Annotated in this window: 30 protein-coding genes, 1 pseudogene and 1 riboswitch; of the genes and pseudogenes, 18 read left to right on the top strand and 13 right to left on the bottom strand. The window is 66.0% G+C overall.

What is annotated here, in order from left to right:
* Positions 1-2: 2 nt before the first annotated feature.
* On the bottom strand, positions 3-1,136 hold the full coding sequence (locus ACWW1C_RS05235) for a DUF6542 domain-containing protein (protein WP_455982460.1): 1,134 nt from the start codon (positions 1,134-1,136) through the stop codon (positions 3-5).
* 83 nt (positions 1,137-1,219) lie between these two features.
* On the opposite strand from ACWW1C_RS05235, the gene ychF reads away from it, so the two are divergent.
* Together ychF and ACWW1C_RS05245 are read left to right on the top strand one after the other, a co-directional pair.
* Positions 1,220-2,293, top strand: a complete 1,074-nt coding sequence (gene ychF / locus ACWW1C_RS05240; protein WP_455982461.1) for a redox-regulated ATPase YchF — start codon at positions 1,220-1,222, stop codon at positions 2,291-2,293.
* 37 nt (positions 2,294-2,330) lie between these two features.
* Entirely contained in the window at positions 2,331-2,672 is a 342-nt protein-coding gene (locus ACWW1C_RS05245; RefSeq protein WP_455982462.1) for a DUF1801 domain-containing protein, read from the top strand.
* Between the two features lie 45 nt (positions 2,673-2,717).
* Here ACWW1C_RS05245 and arr read toward each other — a convergent pair whose 3' ends face one another.
* The 3 genes from arr to ACWW1C_RS05260 are packed head-to-tail and all read right to left on the bottom strand — an operon-like array spanning position 2,718 to position 4,246.
* Entirely contained in the window at positions 2,718-3,128 is a 411-nt protein-coding gene (gene arr / locus ACWW1C_RS05250; RefSeq protein ID WP_455982463.1) for an NAD(+)--rifampin ADP-ribosyltransferase, read from the bottom strand.
* Positions 3,129-3,163: 35 nt separating this feature from the next.
* The gene (locus tag ACWW1C_RS05255; protein ID WP_455982464.1) at positions 3,164-3,544 is read right to left on the bottom strand and encodes a nuclear transport factor 2 family protein; all 381 of its coding nucleotides are present in this window, start codon (positions 3,542-3,544) and stop codon (positions 3,164-3,166) included.
* 33 nt (positions 3,545-3,577) lie between these two features.
* On the bottom strand, positions 3,578-4,246 hold the full coding sequence (locus ACWW1C_RS05260; protein ID WP_455982465.1) for a DUF2510 domain-containing protein: 669 nt from the start codon (positions 4,244-4,246) through the stop codon (positions 3,578-3,580).
* A 222-nt stretch (positions 4,247-4,468) separates the two neighbouring features.
* Positions 4,469-4,534: riboswitch (guanidine-III (ykkC-III) riboswitch) on the top strand.
* Between the two features lie 9 nt (positions 4,535-4,543).
* Here ACWW1C_RS05260 and ACWW1C_RS05265 point away from each other — a divergent pair.
* Together ACWW1C_RS05265 and ACWW1C_RS05270 are read left to right on the top strand one after the other, a co-directional pair.
* Positions 4,544-4,858: a DMT family transporter gene (locus tag ACWW1C_RS05265; RefSeq protein WP_455982466.1), complete on the top strand. Its 315-nt coding sequence runs from the start codon at positions 4,544-4,546 to the stop codon at positions 4,856-4,858.
* A gap of 27 nt (positions 4,859-4,885) precedes the next feature.
* Positions 4,886-5,449, top strand: a complete 564-nt coding sequence (locus ACWW1C_RS05270; RefSeq protein WP_455982467.1) for a dihydrofolate reductase family protein — start codon at positions 4,886-4,888, stop codon at positions 5,447-5,449.
* A gap of 58 nt (positions 5,450-5,507) precedes the next feature.
* Here ACWW1C_RS05270 and ACWW1C_RS05275 read toward each other — a convergent pair whose 3' ends face one another.
* Positions 5,508-6,461 carry an oxygenase MpaB family protein gene (locus tag ACWW1C_RS05275; RefSeq protein ID WP_455982468.1) on the bottom strand — a complete coding sequence of 318 codons (954 nt, stop codon included), beginning with the start codon at positions 6,459-6,461 and terminating at the stop codon, positions 5,508-5,510.
* A gap of 112 nt (positions 6,462-6,573) precedes the next feature.
* Between ACWW1C_RS05275 and ACWW1C_RS05280 the strand changes: the two genes are divergently transcribed.
* Positions 6,574-7,305 carry a TetR/AcrR family transcriptional regulator gene (locus ACWW1C_RS05280; protein ID WP_455982469.1) on the top strand — a complete coding sequence of 244 codons (732 nt, stop codon included), beginning with the start codon at positions 6,574-6,576 and terminating at the stop codon, positions 7,303-7,305.
* On the opposite strand, the gene ACWW1C_RS05285 is transcribed toward ACWW1C_RS05280, so the two are convergent.
* Together ACWW1C_RS05285 and ACWW1C_RS05290 are read right to left on the bottom strand one after the other, a co-directional pair.
* Positions 7,302-7,685: a VOC family protein gene (locus ACWW1C_RS05285; RefSeq protein ID WP_455982470.1), complete on the bottom strand. Its 384-nt coding sequence runs from the start codon at positions 7,683-7,685 to the stop codon at positions 7,302-7,304. The genes ACWW1C_RS05280 and ACWW1C_RS05285 overlap by 4 nt on opposite strands.
* A 127-nt stretch (positions 7,686-7,812) precedes the next feature.
* Entirely contained in the window at positions 7,813-8,259 is a 447-nt protein-coding gene (locus ACWW1C_RS05290) for an Lrp/AsnC family transcriptional regulator (RefSeq protein WP_455982471.1), read from the bottom strand.
* An 80-nt stretch (positions 8,260-8,339) separates the two neighbouring features.
* On the opposite strand from ACWW1C_RS05290, the gene ACWW1C_RS05295 reads away from it, so the two are divergent.
* Genes ACWW1C_RS05295 through ACWW1C_RS05305 form a run of 3 tightly spaced genes read left to right on the top strand, consistent with a single transcriptional unit; the run spans position 8,340 to position 9,798 of the window.
* On the top strand, positions 8,340-9,038 hold the full coding sequence (locus ACWW1C_RS05295; RefSeq protein ID WP_455982472.1) for an AzlC family ABC transporter permease: 699 nt from the start codon (positions 8,340-8,342) through the stop codon (positions 9,036-9,038).
* The gene (locus ACWW1C_RS05300) at positions 9,031-9,354 is read left to right on the top strand and encodes a branched-chain amino acid transporter permease (RefSeq protein WP_455982473.1); all 324 of its coding nucleotides are present in this window, start codon (positions 9,031-9,033) and stop codon (positions 9,352-9,354) included. The genes ACWW1C_RS05295 and ACWW1C_RS05300 overlap by 8 nt, the downstream gene beginning before the upstream one ends.
* A gap of 45 nt (positions 9,355-9,399) precedes the next feature.
* Entirely contained in the window at positions 9,400-9,798 is a 399-nt protein-coding gene (locus tag ACWW1C_RS05305) for a VOC family protein (protein ID WP_455982474.1), read from the top strand.
* A gap of 54 nt (positions 9,799-9,852) precedes the next feature.
* Here the strand turns inward: ACWW1C_RS05305 and ACWW1C_RS05310 are convergent, their stop codons facing one another.
* On the bottom strand, positions 9,853-10,287 hold the full coding sequence (locus ACWW1C_RS05310; protein ID WP_455982475.1) for a hypothetical protein: 435 nt from the start codon (positions 10,285-10,287) through the stop codon (positions 9,853-9,855).
* A 233-nt stretch (positions 10,288-10,520) separates the two neighbouring features.
* Between ACWW1C_RS05310 and ACWW1C_RS05315 the strand changes: the two genes are divergently transcribed.
* On the top strand, positions 10,521-11,267 hold the full coding sequence (locus ACWW1C_RS05315) for a class I SAM-dependent methyltransferase (RefSeq protein WP_455982476.1): 747 nt from the start codon (positions 10,521-10,523) through the stop codon (positions 11,265-11,267).
* Positions 11,268-11,283: 16 nt separating this feature from the next.
* Here the strand turns inward: ACWW1C_RS05315 and ACWW1C_RS05320 are convergent, their stop codons facing one another.
* Positions 11,284-11,862, bottom strand: a complete 579-nt coding sequence (locus ACWW1C_RS05320; protein WP_455982477.1) for a TetR/AcrR family transcriptional regulator — start codon at positions 11,860-11,862, stop codon at positions 11,284-11,286.
* Between the two features lie 48 nt (positions 11,863-11,910).
* Here ACWW1C_RS05320 and ACWW1C_RS05325 point away from each other — a divergent pair, with 48 nt between their 5' ends.
* The 4 genes and pseudogenes from ACWW1C_RS05325 (at position 11,911) to ACWW1C_RS05340 (ending at position 14,847) form a co-directional block, all read left to right on the top strand.
* Positions 11,911-12,756, top strand: coding sequence for a phytanoyl-CoA dioxygenase family protein (locus tag ACWW1C_RS05325; protein WP_455982478.1), 846 nt, complete (start codon positions 11,911-11,913; stop codon positions 12,754-12,756).
* Between the two features lie 28 nt (positions 12,757-12,784).
* Positions 12,785-12,874 (top strand): annotated as a pseudogene (locus ACWW1C_RS05330) (hypothetical protein); the annotation flags it as partial.
* A 77-nt stretch (positions 12,875-12,951) separates the two neighbouring features.
* Positions 12,952-13,587, top strand: coding sequence for a TetR/AcrR family transcriptional regulator (locus ACWW1C_RS05335; RefSeq protein ID WP_455982479.1), 636 nt, complete (start codon positions 12,952-12,954; stop codon positions 13,585-13,587).
* A gap of 27 nt (positions 13,588-13,614) precedes the next feature.
* Complete coding sequence (locus tag ACWW1C_RS05340) at positions 13,615-14,847, top strand: oxygenase MpaB family protein (RefSeq protein WP_455982480.1); 1,233 nt, start codon at positions 13,615-13,617, stop codon at positions 14,845-14,847.
* An 18-nt stretch (positions 14,848-14,865) separates the two neighbouring features.
* On the opposite strand, the gene ACWW1C_RS05345 is transcribed toward ACWW1C_RS05340, so the two are convergent.
* Together ACWW1C_RS05345 and ACWW1C_RS05350 are read right to left on the bottom strand one after the other, a co-directional pair.
* On the bottom strand, positions 14,866-15,093 hold the full coding sequence (locus ACWW1C_RS05345; RefSeq protein ID WP_455982481.1) for a hypothetical protein: 228 nt from the start codon (positions 15,091-15,093) through the stop codon (positions 14,866-14,868).
* A gap of 111 nt (positions 15,094-15,204) precedes the next feature.
* On the bottom strand, positions 15,205-15,897 hold the full coding sequence (locus ACWW1C_RS05350; protein ID WP_455982482.1) for a guanylate cyclase: 693 nt from the start codon (positions 15,895-15,897) through the stop codon (positions 15,205-15,207).
* 76 nt (positions 15,898-15,973) lie between these two features.
* Here ACWW1C_RS05350 and ACWW1C_RS05355 point away from each other — a divergent pair, with 76 nt between their 5' ends.
* Complete coding sequence (locus tag ACWW1C_RS05355; protein WP_455984510.1) at positions 15,974-16,114, top strand: hypothetical protein; 141 nt, start codon at positions 15,974-15,976, stop codon at positions 16,112-16,114.
* On the opposite strand, the gene ACWW1C_RS05360 is transcribed toward ACWW1C_RS05355, so the two are convergent.
* Positions 16,075-16,893, bottom strand: a complete 819-nt coding sequence (locus ACWW1C_RS05360) for an adenylate/guanylate cyclase domain-containing protein (protein WP_455982483.1) — start codon at positions 16,891-16,893, stop codon at positions 16,075-16,077. The genes ACWW1C_RS05355 and ACWW1C_RS05360 overlap by 40 nt on opposite strands.
* Positions 16,894-16,927: 34 nt before the next feature.
* Entirely contained in the window at positions 16,928-17,815 is an 888-nt protein-coding gene (locus ACWW1C_RS05365; RefSeq protein WP_455982484.1) for an alpha/beta fold hydrolase, read from the bottom strand.
* Positions 17,816-17,954: 139 nt separating this feature from the next.
* Between ACWW1C_RS05365 and ACWW1C_RS05370 the strand changes: the two genes are divergently transcribed.
* From ACWW1C_RS05370 to ACWW1C_RS05385, 4 genes are all read left to right on the top strand, one after another.
* Positions 17,955-18,590 carry an Mce protein gene (locus ACWW1C_RS05370; RefSeq protein WP_455982485.1) on the top strand — a complete coding sequence of 212 codons (636 nt, stop codon included), beginning with the start codon at positions 17,955-17,957 and terminating at the stop codon, positions 18,588-18,590.
* Positions 18,587-19,162, top strand: coding sequence for a hypothetical protein (locus ACWW1C_RS05375; protein ID WP_455982486.1), 576 nt, complete (start codon positions 18,587-18,589; stop codon positions 19,160-19,162). Before ACWW1C_RS05370 ends, ACWW1C_RS05375 begins: the two co-directional genes overlap by 4 nt.
* Positions 19,162-20,400 carry a WS/DGAT domain-containing protein gene (locus ACWW1C_RS05380; protein WP_455984153.1) on the top strand — a complete coding sequence of 413 codons (1,239 nt, stop codon included), beginning with the start codon at positions 19,162-19,164 and terminating at the stop codon, positions 20,398-20,400. Before ACWW1C_RS05375 ends, ACWW1C_RS05380 begins: the two co-directional genes overlap by 1 nt.
* Positions 20,401-20,463: 63 nt before the next feature.
* A complete protein-coding gene (locus ACWW1C_RS05385) occupies positions 20,464-20,925 on the top strand; it encodes a DoxX family protein (protein ID WP_455984154.1) in 462 nt (153 codons plus the stop codon).
* Positions 20,926-20,978: the final 53 nt, after the last annotated feature.

A 20,978-nucleotide genomic window follows, 5' to 3' on the forward strand; every position in this document is an offset into this window, starting at 1 on the left:
CGTCAGTCCCAGTTGTGGGGCTGACGCGGCCGGCGCTCTGCGCGCGGCTCTGCCGCGTCGTCGTCTGAACCGCGGTACCGCACCCGGGAGACGGGGTGATGGGCGCCGCTGGGCGGCGCGCTGCGGGACGGACGGGCGGGGGACTGGTAGCGGTCGCCTGCTTCGTATCCCTCGTCGGCGTAGCGACGACGGCGCGGCTCCGACGCGGACGGGCGCTGCGTCGGGCGCTCGTACCGATCCCGTTCCCGCGGCTCGCGGTAGTCGTAGCGCTCCTGTGGCGGCGTACGACGCGATTCGCGCGGGTCCGATGCCGAACGCGGACGACGCCGTGGCTCGTCGGGTACGGCATACGAGTCGGTGGCCGCCGGGCGCGGACGGGCCGGCCGTGGCCGCCGCATCTGGCCGGGCACCGGTTCGATCAGTTCGGTGTCGCCGGCCTGCGCGCGGGCACGAGCCGGACGCGGTGCGCGCTGCGGATCGGCGGAGCCGCGGCGGGGAGATTCGGCCGCGGTACGGCGCGACGGGGTCGCGCGGGTGCGCGAGCTGCGGGGCGTCTGGCCGGTGGTCAGCTTGGTGAGCTTGGCCGACAGTGTCGCGGCGAGTCCGGCGGGCGCGGCGTCTTCGTCGCCGGCCTGGCGGCGGGAGCGACGCGGCTTGGCCTCGGCGACCGCCTCTTCGTCGTCGTCATCCTCGAAAGTCTGGAACTGCGGAAGGACGAACCAGCGGATCAGGCCGAGGATCAGCACCGTCGCCGCGGTGAAGAACATCGTCGGAAAACGCTCGATCAGTGGATACCCGCAATTGATCAGCAGGTCCTTGATGCCGGCGATCTTGTCGCTGTGGAACGTGAAGAACGCGCCCGGCACGGCGACGAAAAGAATCAGCGGGGGCTGGATGACCGCGGTGAAAATCCCGGACCGCCGCACCGCGAGCACAGCGAGTACACAGCCGGCCACATAGCAGAAAGTGAAGAAAGCGCTGAGTTCTTTGTCACCGGTGCCGGCGTCGTAGGCGAAGCCGATCGCGGTGGCTGTGACCGCCAGCACAATGGCTCCCCACCAGGGGATTCCCGGGATGCTGGGCAGCGCCGAGCGGCGATCGAGGGCGGCTTCGGGCCCATGATGCTCTGCTGACACTCCTAGACCGTACCGGCAATCTGGGCCGCTGTGCCTGCAGGCGGGCGTTGGGACGGTGTGGCGTCTCCTAAACTAACGAACTCGTGGGTCTGAACCTGGGAATCGTCGGTCTGCCGAACGTCGGGAAGTCAACGTTGTTCAACGCGTTGACACGTAACGACGTGCTCGCGGCTAATTATCCGTTCGCAACGATCGAGCCCAATGAGGGCGTGGTGCCGTTGCCGGACCCGCGGCTCGACAAGCTCGCCGAGATCTTCGGTTCCGAGAAGACCGTCCCGGCGCCCGTGACGTTCGTGGACATCGCGGGCATCGTCAAGGGCGCGTCCGAGGGCGCGGGTCTGGGCAACAAGTTCCTGGCCAACATCCGCGAGGCCGACGCCATCTGTCAGGTGGTGCGCGCCTTCGCCGACGACGACGTCGTGCACGTCGACGGCCGGGTCGACCCCAAGTCCGACATCGAGGTCATCGAGACCGAGCTGATCCTCGCCGACATGCAGACGCTGGAGAAGGCGCTGCCGCGGCTGGAGAAGGAAGCCCGGACCAACAAGGACCGCAAGCCGGTCGTCGAAGCCGTGGCGGCCGCCCAGGCCGTGTTCGACGAGGGCAACACGCTGTTCTCGACCGGCAAGGACTGGTCGGTGCTGCGCGAGCTGAACCTGATGACCGTCAAGCCGTTCCTCTACGTTTTCAACGCCGACGAGTCGGTGCTCACCGACGAGGCGCGCAAGGCCGAGCTGACCGCGATGGTCGCGCCAGCCGAGGCCGTGTTCCTGGACGCCAAGATCGAGGCCGAGCTGCTCGAGCTCGACGACGAGTCCGCCGCCGAGCTCCTGGAGTCGATCGGCCAGACCGAGCGTGGCCTGGATGCGTTGGCGCGCGCAGGTTTTCGGACGCTGAAGCTGCAGACCTACCTGACTGCCGGCCCCAAGGAATCGCGGGCGTGGACCATCCACCAGGGCGACACCGCGCCCAAGGCGGCCGGCGTCATCCACACCGACTTCGAAAAAGGCTTCATCAAGGCCGAGATCGTGGCCTTCGACGACCTCGTCGAGGCCGGCTCCATGGCTGCCGCCAAAGCCGCCGGCAAGGTGCGGATGGAAGGCAAGGACTACGTCATGGTCGACGGGGACGTGGTGGAGTTCCGCTTCAACGTGTAGGCCTCGACAGGCGGATTTGCCTAGTACATTGACGGCTGTGAGTGGGGATTGGCGTAGCGATCGAGTCGACGAACTCCGGTCATTGATCAAACAAGCCGAACCGGATGTCGTCGAAGAGTCCAAGTGGCGCAAGCCCTCCAACCCTGACGGCGTGCCGACGTTTTCACTGGACGGCTTGATCTGCACGCTGGAGACGTACAAGGACAAGGTCAAGGCGACGTTCGCCAAAGGCGCGTCGCTGAAGGACCCGGATCATTTGTTCAACGCGAGTCTCGACGCGGCAGTCCGTCGTGCCATTGATCTGAGCGAAGGCGACGAGCTGGACGCAGATGCGTTCAAAGCACTAATTCACGAGGCGGCGAACGCCAACCGCGGTTAGCGCGCTGGCGATCGTTCACGGGGCCCGAGGTGCCCCGGCGCTGGCTCAGTTGATGATCGCGCCACGCTGGTCGGCATGGATTGCGGCAAGCCGGTCTCGCCACATCTGCAGAGCTTCGGGCGTCAGCCGCGTCCAATCGGTGACCTCGCGGACGACCTGAAGTGGCGCCGTGCTGCGATACGACCGGGTGGGGTTGCCCGGGAACTTCTTGTCGGTGACGTTGGGGTCGTTCTCGAACTCTCCGGTCGGTTCCACCTCATAGACTCTCGGGGCGCCGTCCCCGGCGGCGAGTTCTGCCGCGAGGCCTGCGCCGTCGCGCAATGCCGTGAAGTAGATGTGGTTCATCACGACTTCCGGCCGATAGTTGGATCGAAATCCGGCGGTGAGGTGATCTCCCACCCGCAGTTCAGCTTTCGTGCCATGGAAGAACGGCCCCTCGTCCAATACCTCGCCCATGCACCCAGGCTACAAACGGGTCGGTGACGTCGCGGTCAGCCGATGGGTTCGACCCACTGAGCGCGCGACGGCCCGGGGGTGAACGGATCGCCGAAGTACTGCGTCTCGTGGATGACCTTGCCGTCCTCGAACTCCATGATGCTCACCATGTACGAAGGTTGTCCGTCGTAGGTCATGACGAGTTCGCTGATCCACAGGTTGCCGCCGCCGAGAATGCGGCGCACGGTGAAGTGCTTGGCGTTCGGCTGAGCTTCGCGCGAAGCCTGAATTCTGTTGCGGCCGAGGAGTTTTTCACCGGACTGTGGGTATTCGAGGACGGCGTCAGAACTGTAGATCTGATGTTCTGTGTCGAAGTCGTTCACATCGGATGACGCCCAGTGCAGATCGAGCGCGGCCCGTACGTCGTCATCAGCCATGTGCCGACGGTATCCGGGTGAACTCACCGGCACCTAGTCAAATGCGGAGGCTTCCGGAATGAGGATTGTGACGCGAGCGCGGATAATCCCGTCGTCGCTCTTTGCCCAAATTCTCGCTTCGCCTGTGGTTAGAGAGCCGAGTCGCGCGATGCGCTGTAGGCCATCGGTGTAGGACACAGCAAGCTCGGCGGCGAGATAGCCAACATGGTTCTGCCCGATCATCACAGCGACCGCGTTCGGGTCGTGCTCATTCCATGGCTCGGGGACGAGGATGCACCGGACTGATTTGAGGGTTACACCGCGTTCGGTGATCGGCATGCCTGCGTCCGCGAATACCCGGCGAATGTCTTTGGCGCGGTATGTCTCCCCGACAACCTCAATCTGTTCTTCGAGCGGATAGCGGGGTTCCTCAAGCGTCGCCGCTGAAACGATATCGGCGAGTGGGGATGAGTTTCGGCCGTTCGCGCTCGCCCGGGGAATTGCTGACTTCGTCGTCGCGTGGAGCGTGGAGTCAGCGACTGACGGTGAGGCCTGCGTGGCGAATACAGCGACCGCAGCCGGTACGGCGGGCGTGGGCGCAGGAATTGGCGCGTACAGATCGGTCCACTTCGACCCGTCCCACCAGCGGAGCCGGTCGGTTCCAGCGGGATCCAGGCACCACATAGGTGGAGGCAACGACTGTGGGTGCTGGCTGCGCTCCATGCATCCCCCAAGATTTATTCGACGCAATCGTCCGCCAATGCTACGAGTAGCCATCAACTTTCGTGGGCGGTATCGCTCTATCTGGAGTGAGTTCTCGCATGGCTGGGATTCCGCGTTGATACGTCGATGTCGCAGCGTTGGTCCTCCGTCACATGACTTGGATAGATCCCGATGGTGACCGACCTGACATTGCCTCCCGCTCGCACCTGTGAGAACTTCGTAACAGAGCCTTAACGCAGGCTTCCGGACGATGGGTGCCGTACCCGGTGTGCGACAAGACGGCCCGGGAGAGACGTCATGTCGTGGGTGATTCTCGTCATTTCCGGTGTCCTCGAAGCGGTGTGGGCCACCGCGATGGGCAAGTCCGAAGGGTTCAGCAGGCTGTCGCCGAGCATCGTGTTCGCGGTCGCGCTGGTCGCGAGCATGGCCGGGTTGGCCTACGCCATGCGCGATCTTCCGGTCGGGACCGCCTATGCGGTCTGGGTGGGAATCGGCGCAGTGCTCACGGTGGTTTACGCGATGGCGACGGGGGATGAGCCGGCGTCACTGCTCAAGGCGGCGTTCCTGGTGATGATCATCGGTGGCGTTGTCGGGCTCAAGCTCGTGCACTGACGCTGTGTCGGGCGTAGGTTGCCCAGCATGGGGGCCCTGTACTACAGCACGACGATTTCGCTCGACGGCTACGTCGCTGACGCCGACGGCGACTTCCAGTGGTCGGGGCCGGACGACGCGGTATTCGCTGTTCACCTCGCGCGGTTAGCGGGTGTTTCGACCGAGGTCCTCGGGCGGAAAACCTTTGCGCTGATGCAGTATTGGGAGGATTTCACGGGAGACGCGAACTCCACCGCGGACGAGGTGGAGTTCGCCCGGGGCTGGCGCGGCATCGACAAGGTCGTGGTGTCATCAACGCTGACGCGTGCCGACCTCGGGGCCATTCGGGCTCGGCTGGTTCCCGAGCTCACCCTGGCCGAATTGCGCCGCATCGTCGACGACGCGCCGGGTGCGGTCGAGATCTTCGGGCCCACCACCGCGGCCGCCGCGATCCGCGCCGGCATGATCGACGACTTCCACTTGTTCGTCGTCCCGAAAGTTGTCGGCGGCGGCCTGCGGGCACTGCCCGACGATGTGCGCCTCGACTTGAGGCTCGTGGAGCAGCAAGTCTTCGACAACGGCACGCTGTATCTGCACTACCAGCCGCGCTGAGCCCCTCCGCGACTGTGAGGGTTGCTCACGCGATCGGCGCGATTTTCGTTCACAGGGCTCACGCCCGTGGCGACGCTGCCTGGGCGCGTAAGGCCTGGATCTGGATCTCAAATCCCTGGGGCGACAACAATTTCAAGATTGACGGATAGGTGCCGGTGCTGTGCAGGAGCCCAGTGGTGGCGCGGGCGGCGGTGATGGCGATCGCGTCCGCGCGCGCGGATGCCGGCAGGCCGCAGGTGTGCCGGATGTGGCGGGGGATGAGCGCAAGACCGACCCGTGCCAAGAGTGGATACGCTTGGAAGAGTGCGGCTTTGATCGGGTCACCGTCGAGCGCGCGCGGGTGCAGGATCGCATCGAGGGCGCCGCGGGTCTGCTCGTTGACGCAGATCAGGTGTCGCGATGCCGCCCACAACTTGCGGTATTCGTCGCGCGTGGCGGGTGCCTGCTCGGGGATGGCGTCGGCGGGAATCCCGTGTTCGCGCGCAGATTCGCGGATTTCGTCGTGGTCGATGCCGAACGATTCGAATGCGACGACAGCTTCGGCGAAGAAGCGGTTCTGCTCTTCGGCATTGAGGCCGGGTGTCAGGGTTTGATACGCGAAAAACACTGAGTGCCAAGACATCATGTGGTTGCCCAGTCGCAGGTACGGATCCATCGCGCTGTATTTCCGGCCGCTCATGGGCTCGATGCCGTTGATGCGAGCATGCATCCGGTCCAATCGCTGATTTGCGGCTGCGACGGTCGCGGTGTCGGCGAACACTGCGGTCAAGAAGTAGTACATGGTTCGGTTGAGCCGCCCGAGTGGGTCCTCGCGATAGCGGCTGTGTTCTTCGAGGGCCGCGGCGCCGTGAGTGCTGCCGACCATGTCCAGGATGAACGACCGCATCACCCCGGGGATCACCGCGGGATGCGACCACACCCGCCACGACACCGAATCGGGCCCCAATAGGCCATCGTCGGCGCGCTCGCTCGGCAGGTCGAAGTGGAACTGCTGGTCGACAAAGTTGGTCACGGTAGGGCCCTTCTTGCGGAACGGTGATCGGCGACTCAATAGAGACACGACATGTGTTTGAAAAAAAGAGAATACATCATGTGTCTCTAATGGCGACGGTAGTGTTTCGACTGTGACCGCCGCCGACACCGACACCGCCGTCGATGACGCCGAGCTGGCGCGTCTGACGTTCGAGCTGCTGTCCGGGGCGGGCGCTGAGCCACTGCCGCGGCACCGTCATCAACTCAGCCGTGATGACGTGCGACGGTCCCAGACGGCTCGCATTCTGGCGGCGGCGATCGAGCTGTTCGGCGATCGGGGCTATGCCGATACGACCGTCGCCCAGATTGCCGACCGAGCCGGCGTCTCTCGGCGCACCGTCTACGACCTCTACGACAGCAAGGAAGCGGTCTTCCTGCACACCTACCGGTGTACGCAGCTCTTGATGATGAAAGGGGCCGGCTCGGTCGACGACGAGCTGGAGCGCTCGACGCTCGCCGTCGAGGATCTGCCGGACGCGGTGCGCGGGCTGTTGTCCTTCATCGCCGCATCACCCGTCGCGGTCCGCATGTTCTTCTTGGAAGCCACAGGCGCGGGCCCCCGTGTGCGCGCTCGGCGCAACGAAGCCATCGCGGAATTTGTCTCGGTCGTCGCACCGGGGCTGCAGCGGTTGCGCGCCGCCACCGAACCCACGCTGCCCCCGCTGTCTGTGGAACTGTGCAACGCGATCGTCGCTGCCGCCATTGAACTGGTCGTTCAGCATCTCGGCCGGAGCCAACCGGAATCGCTCACCGACATCGCGCCGGCCGTGGCCGAACTCATCCGGGCCGTTGTGGCGCCCAACTGCGCGCGAGTTGCGTCTTAGGTACTGGCACTTGGCTTTTCGAAATACTGAACCAGGCAGAACTCGTGGCCTTCGGGATCGAGCATGACCATGACGATGCCCTCCTCGTAGTCGTGACGAGTGCCTGACCACCGCCCGCCGAGGTCTTCGACTCGCCGGCGGCCGTTATCGATATCGGCGACCTCGACGTCGAGATGAATGCGAACCTTCGCCGACTTCGGCTCGGGTACGCGTTGAAAGGTGAGTCGCGGTGTCGGGCCTGAGCTCGATCCGACGGTGGCCCAACCCGGGTTGTCGCCGTGCTCGGTGGTCTGCTCGATCCCGAGCAGTTGACCCCAGAACGTCGCCATCCGGCTCGGGTCGGCGCAATCGATCGTGATTCCTGACCAGCGAACGGACAATGCCGACTCCCGCCTCGCCCGCAATCGTGGGCTGTATCCAGTTCTAGACGACCGACGCCGAGCGTGGGGGCTTCCGTGGAAAACCGGCCGGAATCCTGCGTCATGACCCACGCTCGACGAGGCGCTCCTACACCGGTCGCAGCGACTTGATGGTCTTCATCGGGAACCGCGACGAGACGCGGTGGATGCCCGGGATGGAGAGCACCTTGCTCGTCAGGAACTGCTCGTAGGCAGCGAGGTCCGCGACGGCGACGCGGCAGAGATAATCGGGCGAACCGAACAGTCGATGGAGTTCGAGGACCTGAGGGTAGGCGGCCATCTTGTCTTCGAACGACTCGATGCTCTTCATGTCGAAGTCTGTGATCTCGATGTCCAGGAGGACCTCGAAGCTCTGGTTCGCGGCCGCGGGGGAGATCTGCGCCTGGTAGCCGACGATGACGCCGTCGGCCTCGAGTCGCTGCACCCGCCGCAGGCACGGCCCCGGTGTGAGCCCGACCCGTTCGGCCAGGGCAACGTTCGCAATGCGGCCGTCTTGGCGCAGGACCTCAATTATTGCCGCATCAAGTCTGTCCACGCCTAATTATTGCTTGTTGAGGCCGTGTAGCGCACTAAGTGGCAACCATATGCTGCATGAATCCTGGGATCATTGTCGTCATGGATACTTTGGCGCCGACATCTCGGAAGTCCGAGGTCGCGGCCGGGGTGCGGGCATCGCTGGCCGCCGGACTGGGCATGTATCCGATCGGCGTCGCCTTCGGCTTGCTGGTTGTCCAAGCGGGCCTGCCCTGGTGGGTCGCGCCGGCGTTGTCCATCGCATGCTTCGCCGGCTCGTTGGAGCTGCTGCTGATCGGCATGATCGTCGCGGTCACGCCGCTGGCGACCATCGCACTGACCGCGTTTCTGGTGAACTTCCGCCACGTGTTCTACGCGTTCACGTTCCCGCTGCACGTGGTGCGGAACCGGTTCGCCCGCGCCTACTCGGTGTACACCCTCGTCGACGAGGCGTATGCGGTGACGGCGGCCAACCCGCGCGGCTGGACCTCGTGGCGCCTGGTCTCGATGCAGGCCGCGTTCCAGTTCTATTGGGTCGGTGGCGGTTTGACGGGCGTTCTGCTCGGCTCGTTGCTGCCCACGCGCATCGAAGGGCTGGAGTTCGCGCTGTGCGCATTGTTCGTCACGCTGACGCTCGACGCGTGCCGGTCCCGCGATGGTGTGCCGTCGCTCCTGCTCGCCGCTCTCAGCTTCTCGATCGCGGTGGTGGTCGCGCCGCACGCGGCCTTGTTCGTCGGGCTGCTGTTGTTCATCGGCATGCTCGTGGTGCGCTACCTCCTGGCGCGGTGGCGTCATGGTTGATCTGCAGTACCTTGCGGCCGTCCTGGCGACGGTCTTCGTCATCAATCTGGCCCTGCGGGCGGTGCCGTTCGCGATCCTCCAGCCGCTGCGAAAGTCCCGCTTCGTCAACACGATGGCGACCTGGATGCCGGTCGGCATCGTGGTGATCCTCGCGGCGAGCACTCTGCGCTCGGTCGCCGGCGACGCCGGCCGCCTGGCGTGTGCAGCATTCGCCGTGGCGCTCACGGTGGGCGTCCACCTGCTCGGCGGACGGCGGACCCTGCTCAGCGTCGGAGCCGGCACGCTTGCCTATGTGCTGCTCGTGAACGCGTTCTGATTCGCCGGTGCGAATCTGTCGGTGCCCACCGATAGCCTGCGCGACATGAAGCTTGTCTCCACCCGCATCATCACCGCCGACGTGCCGAGTCTGGTCGGCTTCTATGAATTGGTGACCGGCGCCGACGCCCTCTGGGCCAATGAGCTGTTCGCGGAAATCCCCACGCCGGTGGGCACCTTGGCCATCGGCAGTGACAAGACCGTCGCTCTTTTCGGGGCGGGTTCCGCTGAGCCGGCGGCCAACCGAAGCGCCATCATCGAGTTCATGGTGGCCGACGTCGACGCCGAATATGAACGGCTGCGCGACAGGCTGGACGAGGTCGTCACCGAACCCACCACCATGCCGTGGGGCAATCGCGCCCTGTTGTTCCGCGATCCCGATGGCAATCTGGTCAACCTGTTCACGCCGGTCAGCGACGAGGCAAGGGCCAAGTTCGCGGTCTGAGGCGCGAACGACTGCCCCGAGCTTCGGCAGGCGTCCGACAGGACGCCGAGCGGCTCAATTCCGGATGCGGGATAAGCGGCCGAAGGCGGTACGCGCCGACGCGGGCGCTCCCGGCGAAGGGTGTGGCGCGTCGGCGATCGCGCCCGGCGACGCATGCCGCGGGAGGGTGGTGCGTCGGCGCCCTGACAGGCCAGATCGCAGCGCCAGACCGATGGCCGACAGCGTCATGATGATCCCGGCCGCACCCACCGGAATGGCGATCGACCGGCGCCGTGAGTGCACCGCAGCGCATTGGCCGGCGTAATCGCTGGCGACGAATGCGGGTCCGCGGTTGACGTGCTCGGCAAGGTTGACGGCGTCCTGATCGCGCGCGACGTCATACCGTGGATGGATGCCGTCGCCGCAAGGAATCGGATTGCCGCTCCGGTCAACGGAATTCAGATGGATCGGTATCGAGAGCGCAAGCAACACACCCAGTAGCGATGCCATCCCCATCACTATCAGCGAACGAACCAACACGCTGGCTCAGCACCTCCCCGCGCCGCCCCCCGACAGCAACAACCCTCGATGACGAACGTTATCCGGAGACACCGTATAGCAAACATTTCGTATTCGCCAGGGTTAACATATCTAGCCTCTGGCCTGCGCATATATTGCGTCTCTGGCGCGGCAATACGGCGATATGGCAACATTCCCGCGGTTTGTCGGATTAGCATCTGCCAGTGAGCTTCGTCGTCTCGCCGGAAGCGTACGGTCGCTATATGGGCCGCTATGCCGAACCGCTCGCGGCGGTCTTCGGTGCCTTCGCCGAGATAGCCGCCGGTGGCAAAATCCTCGACGTCGGCTGCGGTCCGGGTGCGCTGACGGCCTGTGCCCGATCGCGAGGAGCCGAGGTGTCGGCAATCGACCCGTCGCCGCCGTTCGTCGACGCGATCCGTGAGCGGTTTCCCGGAATCGACGCACGTATCGGTACGGCAGAGGAATTGCCTTACGACGCAGGTACTTTCGATGCTGCGCTGGCGCAGCTGGTGGTGCATTTCATGACGGACCCCGTCGCCGGCATCAGGCAGATGGCGCGGGTGGTGCGGCCCGGCGGCGTCGTCGCGGCGTGCGTGTGGGACGGGCCGGCCGGTGCGTTGGCACCGTTCTGGGATGTCGTCCACCTGATCGACCCTGACGCGCAGGACGAGGCGTTGCTCTCAGGCGCGCACCGGGGCCACCTGACCGAGCTGTTCGAGGCGGCCGGCCTGCGCGATGTGAGTGAAGACGCCATCGTGGTCGACGTGGTGCACCCGACCTTCGCCGAATGGTGGGAGCCCTACACGTTCGGCGTCGGTCCAGCCGGTGACTACGTCCAGCGTCTCGACGATGACGGGCGCAGCGCGCTGGAAGCCGTTGCGCGCGAACGATTGGGCGCCGGTCCGTTCACGGTCACCGCAACCGCCTGGGCTGCCCGCGGGACGGTCTGATCCCGGCGGGGAACGCTCAGGCGATACCCAGCGCCGCGGCCGTCAGATGCCAGAGCCGTTCGGCGGCCAGATCGGGATCGGTTCGCGGGGTGGCCCGAAGTTGTTGGGCGATGCTGTGGCGCAGGCCGCCGATGACGAACGCGCCGGCGCTGTCGGCATCGATATCGTCGGGCAATTGGCCGGATTTCTGTCCACTGCGGATGTTCTCGGCCGCGAACTCGCTCATGGTCTGGAGATGGACGGCTTCGAGTTCGGCGAGTTCAGGGTCCAGTGTCGCGCGGCCGAGCAGGATCGGCGCCAGGTCGTCGTCGAAGTGATAGGCGACGAAACGCCGGGTGCGCTCGCGTTCCCGGACGCCCCAGTCGGCGTCGACGGGCAGGTGCGCATCGGCGATGGCGTGGCGCAGCCCGTGGTAGAAGTCGTCGTACACCGCTGCGAGAAGCCCACTTTTGGAGCCGAAGTGGTGGTAGAGGGCGCCGGTACTCAGCTGCGCCCGACGCGTCAGTGCGCTCAGTTCGAGCACGCCGTTGCCGCGCACCAGTTCGTCGCGCGCGGCGGTCAGAAGTTGTTGACGTCCGATCGGGGCACGTGCCATAGTCCAAAACATAACAGAACTCGGTTATGTTTCGGGCGGGAGTGGGCAATGAGCACTGAAGTGTCATCGTTGGCGGATCTGAGCGGCGACCTGGCCGGCACATACCGCCGTACCGAGAGCAGCGGCGCGACCGTTGACCCCGCGATCGTGGACGCCGACCTCGCTGCGATGGCGCGCGACGGTTACGTGGTCCTGCCCGACCTGCTCACGCCGGCGCAGCTCGACGAGATTCGGAAAGCCGTCACGCCGCTGCTGAATCTGCACGGCCGCAACGGATTTGAGGGACGGTCGACGCAGCGCATCTACAGTGTGCTGAACAAAACAGCGGCGTGCGACGTCATCGTCGACCATCCGCGGGTGCTGGCGCTGCTCGACCGGATGTTCCTGCCGAACTACCTGCTGTCGATGCTCCAGGTGATCAACATCCTGCCGGGCGAGCAGGCGCAGATGCTGCACACCGACGACGGCTTCTATCCACTGCCGCGGCCCCGAGCCGCGTTGGGGGCGGCGACCATCTGGGCCATCGACGATTTCACCGCCGACAACGGCGCTACGGACGTGGTGCCCGGCAGTGACCGCTGGGGCGATCAGCTGCCGGGCGCCGCCGAGCGCAAACCCGTTGTGATGTCAGCGGGTTCGTGCGTGTTCTTCCCGGGCACGCTGTGGCACGGCGGTGGCGCCAACCGGACACCCAATCCGCGCCTGGCCGTCACCGCCCAATACTGCGAGCCGTGGCTGCGACCGCAGGAGGCGTTCACGTTGTCCATGACCAAGGACACCGTCCGCCGGGTGTCGGAGGATATTCGCCGCATGCTCGGCTACAGCATCCATCCGCCGTTCATCGGGCAGGTCGACGGTATGCACCCGAAGCGGCTGTTGGAATCGAGCTCCTGAACTACTGACAGCCTGTCGGTGTCGATCCCTATTGGTGTGCCCGTATCACCTTCGGTTACACCACAAAGGTGGCATCACCATCACCGGGCCCGCTGACCGGCTGGTGGTCACCGATGCCCACCAACACCGTCGGCCAACTAGATAGCGGCTCGCGGCCCGGCTCGACGACCGTCCCGCTGAGGTTAGGGTCAGGTCATGAGCAGCGCCGCGGAGAATCCCGCACAAGTCAGGGGTGAACGCCGCCGGATGCGGACGAGGGCCGCGTTGCTCGATGCGGCCGAGCAGCTGCTCGCGGATCGGTCGACGGACGCGATCCGGATGGAAGACGTGGCCGAGGTCGCCGGGATTTCACCGGCGTCGGTCTATGTCCACTTCGGTACCAAAGATGCCTTGGTATCGGCCGTCATTCAGCGGCTGCTCGACGCCTCGATGGCCGAATTGATGGCGGCCTACGCCACGGAGGGCACCGCGTTCGAACAGGTATTGGAGGCGGGTGTCGCCTACATGCGGTTGCTGATCGACCGGCCGGCGCTGACCCGCTATCTGTCGGTGAATGCCCTTGGCGGACCGAGTAATCCACTCGATGGCGAGGTATCCGCGCGAATTGATCTGCTGCGCAATGCTTTCGAGCAGCGAATTCAGGCTGCCGTCGACGGCGGCGAGGTACAGGCCGTCGACAGCAAGATGTTGTCGTATTTCTTGTTCGGGGCCTGGAACGGCGTGGCGGCGCTGGCATTGCGTACCGACAACGTCCGGTTGACGCCCGCCGAAGTCGAAGAATGCCTGCTCCAGGCCCGTGGGTTGCTGGCTCGAGCCGTCACCATTGCGTAATTTAGAGTCTCACTCTAAATTAAATGCATGACATCACTCGAAGCTCGGTCGACGGCCGAGCTCTATGAGCGGGTCCCGAGCCCCGAACTGGCGAACTCCGCCCTGCTGCGACTGCTGCCGAAGATCCTCTCGGAGGACCTGAGGCCCACCCAGGCCCAGGTCGCGGGCTTCGCGAAGTACGGCGTGACCGGAGACCCGTTGGCCGACGCGGTCGTTGCGGCCATGAAGGGGCCGGGCGGCAAGGCACTGCGCGGCCAGTTCGAACAGGCACTGACGCACGGCATCGACACCGTCGAGGACGCGCCGCTGGTACTTCGCGAGTTCTTCGCCGCGGTCGAAGAAGTGCCGTATTGGGTCGACCCGGAAAAGCTGCAGCGCGGCGCCGAGGTGACCAGCCGGATGGGTCCGCTCCTTGCCCCGAGCCTCCTCGTCGGTTTGGCGCTGACGTACACCACGCCCGATGGCAACGCGGTGCTGCTGCGTGCCGGCGATACCCGGGACAAGGCCGGCACCCGCGCCGTCGAGACCCTGTCCTGGCTGTCCTCGGTGACCACCCCGGGCGCGCTGCGTCGCGGTGAGTCGGGTTTCCAGTCGTCGGTGCGGGTTCGGCTGACCCATGCGTTCCTACGGTCCGGCATGCCATCGCGCGCGGACTGGGATGAGGGCCGCTTTGCGGTGCATCAGCAGGTGTTCAGTTCGGTCATCATCGCGTTCACCCTGGTGCCGATGGTCGTCGCGGGCATGGCCGGTAATCGCTTGCGCCGCAAGGACCGTGAGGCCGTCGTGCACCTCTGGCGCTACATCGCGTACATCGTCGGGGTGCATCCGAACCTGATCCCGGCCACCGAATCGGATACCAGCAGGCTGCTGTGGATGTTCCTCGACGAGGTGATCGCCCCCGACGCCGGTTCCACGGAACTGGGCACCGCACTGATCGACGCCTATCCCGAGATCTACGGTGTTACCGGCAACAAGCCGAGTCATCGGATCGCGCGCTGGCTGCTGCCGCAGTCGCACTCAGTGGTGGCACGCGCCGCCCTGGGGAACGAGGTCTCCGATGTCCTGGGCTTCCCGAAGATCAATCCGGCGATGGTGCCGCTGGTCGGTCTCACCATGGCAGTCACCACGGTGTGGTCGGCGCTGGACTTCATTCCGCCCGTGCGCCGCGCGCGTACCCGGGTGATGTACCGCAGCCGGGTCAGGATCATCGACCGGATGTGCCGGCGAACGCACGCCGACCTCAGCTACCGCCGCGAATAGCGCGAATCAGGCGATCGCTCAGTACGGCACGTCGGTGGCGCCGGCGGACGTGTCCTTCTCGTCGTGATTCGACTCGTGGAAACCGAAGCCTCCTGGATTGGGGCCCTGCCCTGGAGCCTCGAATTCGTCGCCGCCGTAAGGCACATCGGGGTCCGGCTGGGCACCGGCCATGGGGGCAAGGCTGACCGCCCCGCCGATCGCGGCAGCGGCAATCCACGATGCAATGAGCGCGTTTTTCATTCGCATGACGCCTCCTGAGGGCTTACCCGTAATCGGGAATTTGCCCACCGATGTTAATCGCGGCAGGACTCCATTGACGCCGATTGAAATTATTCGCCCGATTCCCGGACCTGCAGGTCAGGCGAGTACTTCGATCTCGTCGCCCAGGCGATATCCCGGCGTCAATGACAGCGAATCGCCGCTCCAGAACGACCCCGGGTCGAAATAGTTCTCCCGCTTCTCGGTGACCAGCAGACCCATTTCCTCATAGGTGATGGCCACGGTCTCGGCGCAGTACGCGGTCTCGAGCCCGGCCGTGCGCCGGCGCTTCTTGTCGCGCTCGGCAGTTTCGCGAACCCTGCGGTGCACCACGGGAATTCCGCGTGTGTAGTCGCTGACCACCGGCGCCCGCCCGCGGAACCACCGACCCGTCAGCCGTGCAGTGGTCGGGAATGCGGTGCCGTCCATGCGGGCCACCACTTTCAGCGCGAGGTCTTCCTGCTCGCGGGTGGCGTACGGCGTCAGTTGCCGCAGCCAGCACCGCTGCCCGTAGACGTACACCCAGCGTTCGACCGCTGCGCGCAGGTCATTGAGTTGCACGCCGCGGTGATGGCTGCCGCTCCATAGACATTCGAGTTTGTCGCCGAGTTCGGCGTGCCAGATCAGCGGCGGCAGATCGTCGATGGCGACCGTCATGCCGACATGGTTCACCGGCGCGTTGGTGAGCGTCTGGATCGCGCGGTCAGGCTTGGAAGCGCCACGGAACAACCAGATATCGCCGGTCCGGGTTTCGGCCAGCGCCCGCTCCAGAGTCACCGCGTTACCAGTCATCTGGGCAGCTTAGACATTCCCCGTCGCTTCGCTCGTCCATAATCGCCCCATGCGTGGCTTATGGAAGTGGGTTGGCATGGCTGGTGTCGCGGGCGTGGTCGCCGGTGGCGTGTTGGTCGCTCGTGACCAGCGCAAGCGCAACTCGTACACCGCCGAGGATATTCGGGCGCGGTTACATCAGCGGGTGGCCGACTCTGACGGCCAGTCGACCGCGTAGAGCCGGTGGTCGCCGGTGAAGCCCTTGAGCTCGGCGGCCCGGCCGGCGTCGAAGCTGATATCGGCGCAGGAACCCAAGGCGGACAAGGTATCCCGCACGGCCTTGCTCACCAGGATTTCGCCCCCGTCGGCCTGGCTCGCGACGCGGGCCGCCATGGCCACGTTGCGGCCGAACAGGTCATCACCGCGGCGCACCGACTTTCCGGTGTGAATACCGATGCGAACCCGAACGCCACCCGGCGCCTTGGCCAACTGCTGTTGCATGTCGATGCTGCAGCGCACGGCCTGCTCGGGCTCGGCGAAGGCGATCATGAAACCGTCGCCCTGACTCTTCACGACGTACCCGGCCTGTTTCTTGACGCACCGGCTCACCAACTTGTCGTGGTGATCGATCAGCCGCACCCAGGCCCGGTCGCCCATGCGCTCGTTGAGAGCCGTGGACCCCTCGATGTCCGAGAACACGATCGCGACCCGACCCGTCGGCGCCAACTTGGCCAGGTCGGGCCGTTCCACCTCGGCCCAGCCGGCCAGCTCCTCGATCGACGACCACATCGCGCCGCCGAAACCCTCTTTGTTGATGAGATTGGCGGTCTGCCACATCGTCTTGACCGCAGCCCGCCCGCCGGCCAGCAGCAGGTTGGTGCGCGGCTCCGTTGGTGCGCGCAACGACTCGATCTCCTGCCGCGCGGCCCGCAACCGGGTGCGCGTCACGCGCAGCGCAATCGCCTCGGCGGCAACGACCACCGCGAGGACGCAGATTGCGACCAGCTCTACCGTCACCGCTCAAGTATCGAGGCGATGGCCCGCGATCGGCTCATTGACGAACGAACTGCACCACCGCGTCGGTGAACGCGTCATTGTCGTCACCGGCTGCGGTGTGCCCGGCGTCGGACAATTCGACGAACTGCGCGCCGGGGACCTTCTGCAGGAAGTCCTGCACGCCTTCGGTGCTGACGACGTCGGAGAGCTTGCCGCGGATCAGCAGGATCGGGATCTGCAGGTTGATCGCCGCGTGCTCGAGCATCTCGGCACGCTCGAACGGGTCGTCGCCCGGGGCGGTGAGGAATGCCGGGTCCCAGTGCCAGAACCACTTGCCGTCGCGCAGCCGCAGGTTCTTCTTGAGCCCTTCGACGCTGCGTGGTCGGGCGCGGTGCGGCAGGTACGCCGCGACGGCGTCGGCGGCCTGTTCGAGCGAGGTGAAGCCGTCGATGCCGCTGAACATGAAGTCGCGGATTCGTGCGCTGCCACTCTTCTCGAACCGCGGTACGACGTCGACCAGGACCAGCTTGGTGACCAGTTCGGGACCGGCCTCGTGCGCGACCGGCAGACTGGTCAGGCCGCCCATGCTGGCGCCGATCAGGGCCACCGGCCGGCCGATCTGGTAGATCACCTGCAGCGTGTCACCGGTCAGCGTCTCGAGCGAGTAGTTCGCGGTGGGGGAGCGGTCGCTGTCCCCGTGCCCGCGGCTGTCCAGCGCGACGACGTGGAAGCCGGCGTCCGCGAGAATATGGCCGGTGTTCTTCCAGGAGTGCCGATTCTGACCACCGCCATGCAGCATCAGGATGGTGGGCTTGTCCGCAGCGATGTCCGCGTCGCGGTTCCACTCGTCGGCGGCCAGGGCCAGCTCGTCGATACCGCGGAATCGCACCGTCTGTGGACTGCTGCCGTCATCGGCCGGGGAAGTGCGTTCGTCGGTGCTCACTGGGGAATCCTCTCGTCACTTCTCCTGCACGTTACCGAGCTGTGCTAACTGAACCGAACATGACCCTCGTAACCCCGTGGTCTCTAGACTCGGCCGAGGTGTCGCCGCCCAGGCCGGGCGCGCGGCGAGAGGAAGGCATATGGCTGACGAGCACGGGCGGCACAGGGATCCCGACGAGGTGGACGACGAACACGCGGACGCCCCGGACGTGACTCCCGATGCCGCCGACGAGAAACCGGCCATTTCGGACGAGGAGGCCCTCGCTTTCCTGAAACCGGCTGCGCCCAAACGCGATAGCCGCGTGATCGTGGCGCTCGTCGTCGGAGTGCTGGTGGTTGGCGCGCTGGGCGCGGTGGTGACGTGGCTCGGTCAGCGCGAGCTGCAGCTGCGTCGTGACGATGCCCTGCACGAGATGTATCTGACTGCCGGGAAACAGGTCGCGGTGAATCTCACGACCATCGATTACCGGCACGTCGACGAGGACATCAAGCGGGCGCTGGACGCCTCGACCGGCGCCTTTTTCGATGACTTCAAGCTGCGCTCGCCGGCCGTCGTGGACTCGGTGAAACAGCAGCAGTCGGTATCGGTCGGCACGGTCACCGAGGCCGGCGTGGACTCGGCGACCGACACCAGTGGCACGGTGCTGGTCGCGGTGAAGGTGCACACCGAGGTCGGCAACGGGCCGCCGCAACGCGACCGCTACTGGCGCGTGCGCCTGACGATGCAGAAGGTGGGCGACAGCGCCAAGGTGTCGAAGGTGGAGCCGATCCAATGAGCAAGCACGGGATTGACGAGCCCGAAGAGCCGGCCGAAGCCGAGCCTGCGGTCAATGTTGCTGCGCCGCAACCGAAACGGCGAAAGGCCGGCGGCGTTGACTGGGTCCGCGTGACGGCGTACCGGGTCCTGCCGGCGCTGGCGGTCGTGCTCGCGGCCGCGGCCGGCGGCCTGTGGTACCTGACCTCGAGGCACGGCAACGAGGCCGACCGGACCGCGGTGATCAAGGTCGCCAGCGACGGCACGACCGCCCTGCTGTCGTACGAGCCGGACACGGTCCGTCAACAACTGACCGACGCGCGCAAACTGCTCACCACCCCGTTCCTGGACGAGTACACGACGCTGACCAAGTCGGTGATTCCCGGCGCCGAACAGCGGCACATCGCCGCGGCGACGTCGGTGCCGGCGGCGGCCGCGGTGTCGGTCGAGGAGAACCATGCGGTGGTGCTGGTGTTCGTCAACCAGACGGTCCGTGTCGGTGACCAGCCGCCGACCAGCACTCCGACGAGCGCGCGGGTGACCCTGGAACGACTGGGGGGCCAGTGGCTGATCGCCAAGTTCGAACCGGTGTGATGGCGGCCGCCGACGCCCAGAGTTTCTGGATGTCGGCGGAAATCCCCAATGACATGTTTCAGATCTGCGCGTTCGACGGTGTCCCCGCAGACCTGGACGAGGCGCTCGCCGCGGTACGCCGCAATGTCGCCGCATGTCCAGAGTTGTTGGTACGCATCGATGATTCGGCGTCCTGGCGCTATCCGTCCTGGGTGCGGTGCGACGCCGCGGAGATCGTCGTGCACGAACTCGAGGACGCCACGTGGTCCGGGTGTCTGAACGCCGTGCGCGGGGTGGCCGCCGGTGACCAGCTCGATGCCACCGTCCGGGCGTGGCGCCTGCACGTGTTCGTCGGCGTCAGCGGGATACCGGAGACGACGAGGCCGGGCACGGTCGTCGTCGTGCAGATGTCGCATGCCCTCGCCGACGGGCGGCGCGCGACGGCACTCGTGGGACGAATCTTCGGCCGGGACCAGCAGGTGCCGGCAGTGGTCGAATCGCGCCTGGGGTCATGGGCGCTGCCGTACCTGGCTGCGCGGGCCAGTGCGGCGCACCGTCGACTCGTGCAGGACACGGAGTCGGGTGTTGTTGCCGCCCCCGCGGATTCGTGGCCGTTGCAGTCGACCAACAACGTGCCGGCGGGGCCCGACGAATTGCGGACAGTGGTCCGCCGTCGTGCGGACCTGCCCGGGCCGACGGTGACGGTCGGTGTCCTGGCGGCCGTCTCGGAGGCGCTCGCCGCCGAGTTGGGCGGCGTCACCGCGCTCGGGGCCGAGGTGCCCATGGCCAAGAGCGGTACCCGTCGCGCCTACAACCATTACGGCAACGTGGGCGTGGCATTGCACCCGCAATTGCCCTTTCATGAGCGCGCGGTCCAGATCGAGGCGGAACTCGCCATGCGGCGGCAGCGGTTCGAGCATCCCGCGGTCGCGGCGAGCGATGCCGCCACTGCGGCGGTGCCGGCGCGACTGCTGCGTTGGGGCACGGAACAATTCGACGCGCATGCGCGCTCGACGACGGTCACCGGCAACACCGTGGTGTCGAGCGTCAACCGCGGTCCGGCCGATCTGACGTTCGGTGGGTGCCCCGTTGCGTTGACCACCGCCTGCCCGGCGCTGTCCCCGATGATGGGTTTGACGCACGGGGTGCACGGCATCGGCGACGTCGTGACGATCAGCGTGCACGCGTCCCCGTCGGCCTTACCGGATGTCGAATCGTATGTGGAACGGTTGTCAGCGGTTCTCGACTCCGGGGCTTAGTCTCGACGCGTGACTGCTTACGCCTTCTCGATCCTGCTGCTGCGGGTGGTGCTCGGCCTGACCATGGCCGCGCACGGGTACAACAAGTTCTTCGGTGGCGGCCGGATCCCGGGCACCGCCGGCTGGTTCGACAGCATCGGCATGAAGCCGGGCATGCTGCACGCCCGGCTGGCCGCCAGCACCGAGATTCTCGCCGGTCTGGGTCTCGCGGTCGGCTTCCTGACGCCGATCCCCGCCGCGGGCTTCGTGGCGCTGATGGTGGTGGCCGCGTGGACCGTGCACCGCGAGAACGGCTTCTTCATCGTGAAGTCCGGTTGGGAGTACAACCTGGTGCTGGGCGTGGCCGCGGTGACGATCGCGGGTACCGGCGCGGGCCGCTACAGCCTGGACTGCCTGCTCTTCCACAAGACCGGCTTCTACCACCTGCTACATGGCTGGTGTGGGCTGGCGATTGCCGTCGGGCTCGGGCTCGCCGGTGGCATCGGGCAGCTGCTGATCTTCTTCCGCCCGCCGGCCAAGGTCTGAGCACTCGTCGCTGACCCGGCTTCCAGGGCGCTGATTCTCGAACTTTTGCACCC

Source organism: Mycobacterium sp. HM-7 (assembly GCF_053852335.1).

Excerpts from the sequence above, each read along its gene's own strand:
- ACWW1C_RS05260 (WP_455982465.1), bottom strand. The coding sequence starts at position 4,246 with ATGGAGCGCAGCCAGCACCCACAGTCGTTGCCTCCACCTATGTGGTGC.
- ACWW1C_RS05385 (WP_455984154.1), top strand. The coding sequence starts at position 20,464 with ATGGCCGCGCACGGGTACAACAAGTTCTTCGGTGGCGGCCGGATCCCG.
- ACWW1C_RS05370 (WP_455982485.1), top strand. The coding sequence starts at position 17,955 with ATGGCTGACGAGCACGGGCGGCACAGGGATCCCGACGAGGTGGACGAC.
- ACWW1C_RS05355 (WP_455984510.1), top strand. The coding sequence starts at position 15,974 with ATGGCTGGTGTCGCGGGCGTGGTCGCCGGTGGCGTGTTGGTCGCTCGT.
- arr (WP_455982463.1), bottom strand. The coding sequence starts at position 3,128 with ATGGGCGAGGTATTGGACGAGGGGCCGTTCTTCCATGGCACGAAAGCT.
- ACWW1C_RS05350 (WP_455982482.1), bottom strand. The coding sequence starts at position 15,897 with ATGACTGGTAACGCGGTGACTCTGGAGCGGGCGCTGGCCGAAACCCGG.
- ACWW1C_RS05295 (WP_455982472.1), top strand. The coding sequence starts at position 8,340 with ATGGATACTTTGGCGCCGACATCTCGGAAGTCCGAGGTCGCGGCCGGG.
- ACWW1C_RS05320 (WP_455982477.1), bottom strand. The coding sequence starts at position 11,862 with ATGGCACGTGCCCCGATCGGACGTCAACAACTTCTGACCGCCGCGCGC.
- ACWW1C_RS05340 (WP_455982480.1), top strand. The coding sequence starts at position 13,615 with ATGACATCACTCGAAGCTCGGTCGACGGCCGAGCTCTATGAGCGGGTC.
- ACWW1C_RS05265 (WP_455982466.1), top strand. The coding sequence starts at position 4,544 with ATGTCGTGGGTGATTCTCGTCATTTCCGGTGTCCTCGAAGCGGTGTGG.
- ACWW1C_RS05335 (WP_455982479.1), top strand. The coding sequence starts at position 12,952 with ATGAGCAGCGCCGCGGAGAATCCCGCACAAGTCAGGGGTGAACGCCGC.
- ACWW1C_RS05310 (WP_455982475.1), bottom strand. The coding sequence starts at position 10,287 with ATGGCATCGCTACTGGGTGTGTTGCTTGCGCTCTCGATACCGATCCAT.
- ACWW1C_RS05325 (WP_455982478.1), top strand. The coding sequence starts at position 11,911 with ATGAGCACTGAAGTGTCATCGTTGGCGGATCTGAGCGGCGACCTGGCC.
- ACWW1C_RS05345 (WP_455982481.1), bottom strand. The coding sequence starts at position 15,093 with ATGCGAATGAAAAACGCGCTCATTGCATCGTGGATTGCCGCTGCCGCG.
- ACWW1C_RS05375 (WP_455982486.1), top strand. The coding sequence starts at position 18,587 with ATGAGCAAGCACGGGATTGACGAGCCCGAAGAGCCGGCCGAAGCCGAG.
- ACWW1C_RS05270 (WP_455982467.1), top strand. The coding sequence starts at position 4,886 with ATGGGGGCCCTGTACTACAGCACGACGATTTCGCTCGACGGCTACGTC.
- ACWW1C_RS05305 (WP_455982474.1), top strand. The coding sequence starts at position 9,400 with ATGAAGCTTGTCTCCACCCGCATCATCACCGCCGACGTGCCGAGTCTG.
- ACWW1C_RS05300 (WP_455982473.1), top strand. The coding sequence starts at position 9,031 with ATGGTTGATCTGCAGTACCTTGCGGCCGTCCTGGCGACGGTCTTCGTC.
- ACWW1C_RS05255 (WP_455982464.1), bottom strand. The coding sequence starts at position 3,544 with ATGGCTGATGACGACGTACGGGCCGCGCTCGATCTGCACTGGGCGTCA.
- ACWW1C_RS05380 (WP_455984153.1), top strand. The coding sequence starts at position 19,162 with ATGGCGGCCGCCGACGCCCAGAGTTTCTGGATGTCGGCGGAAATCCCC.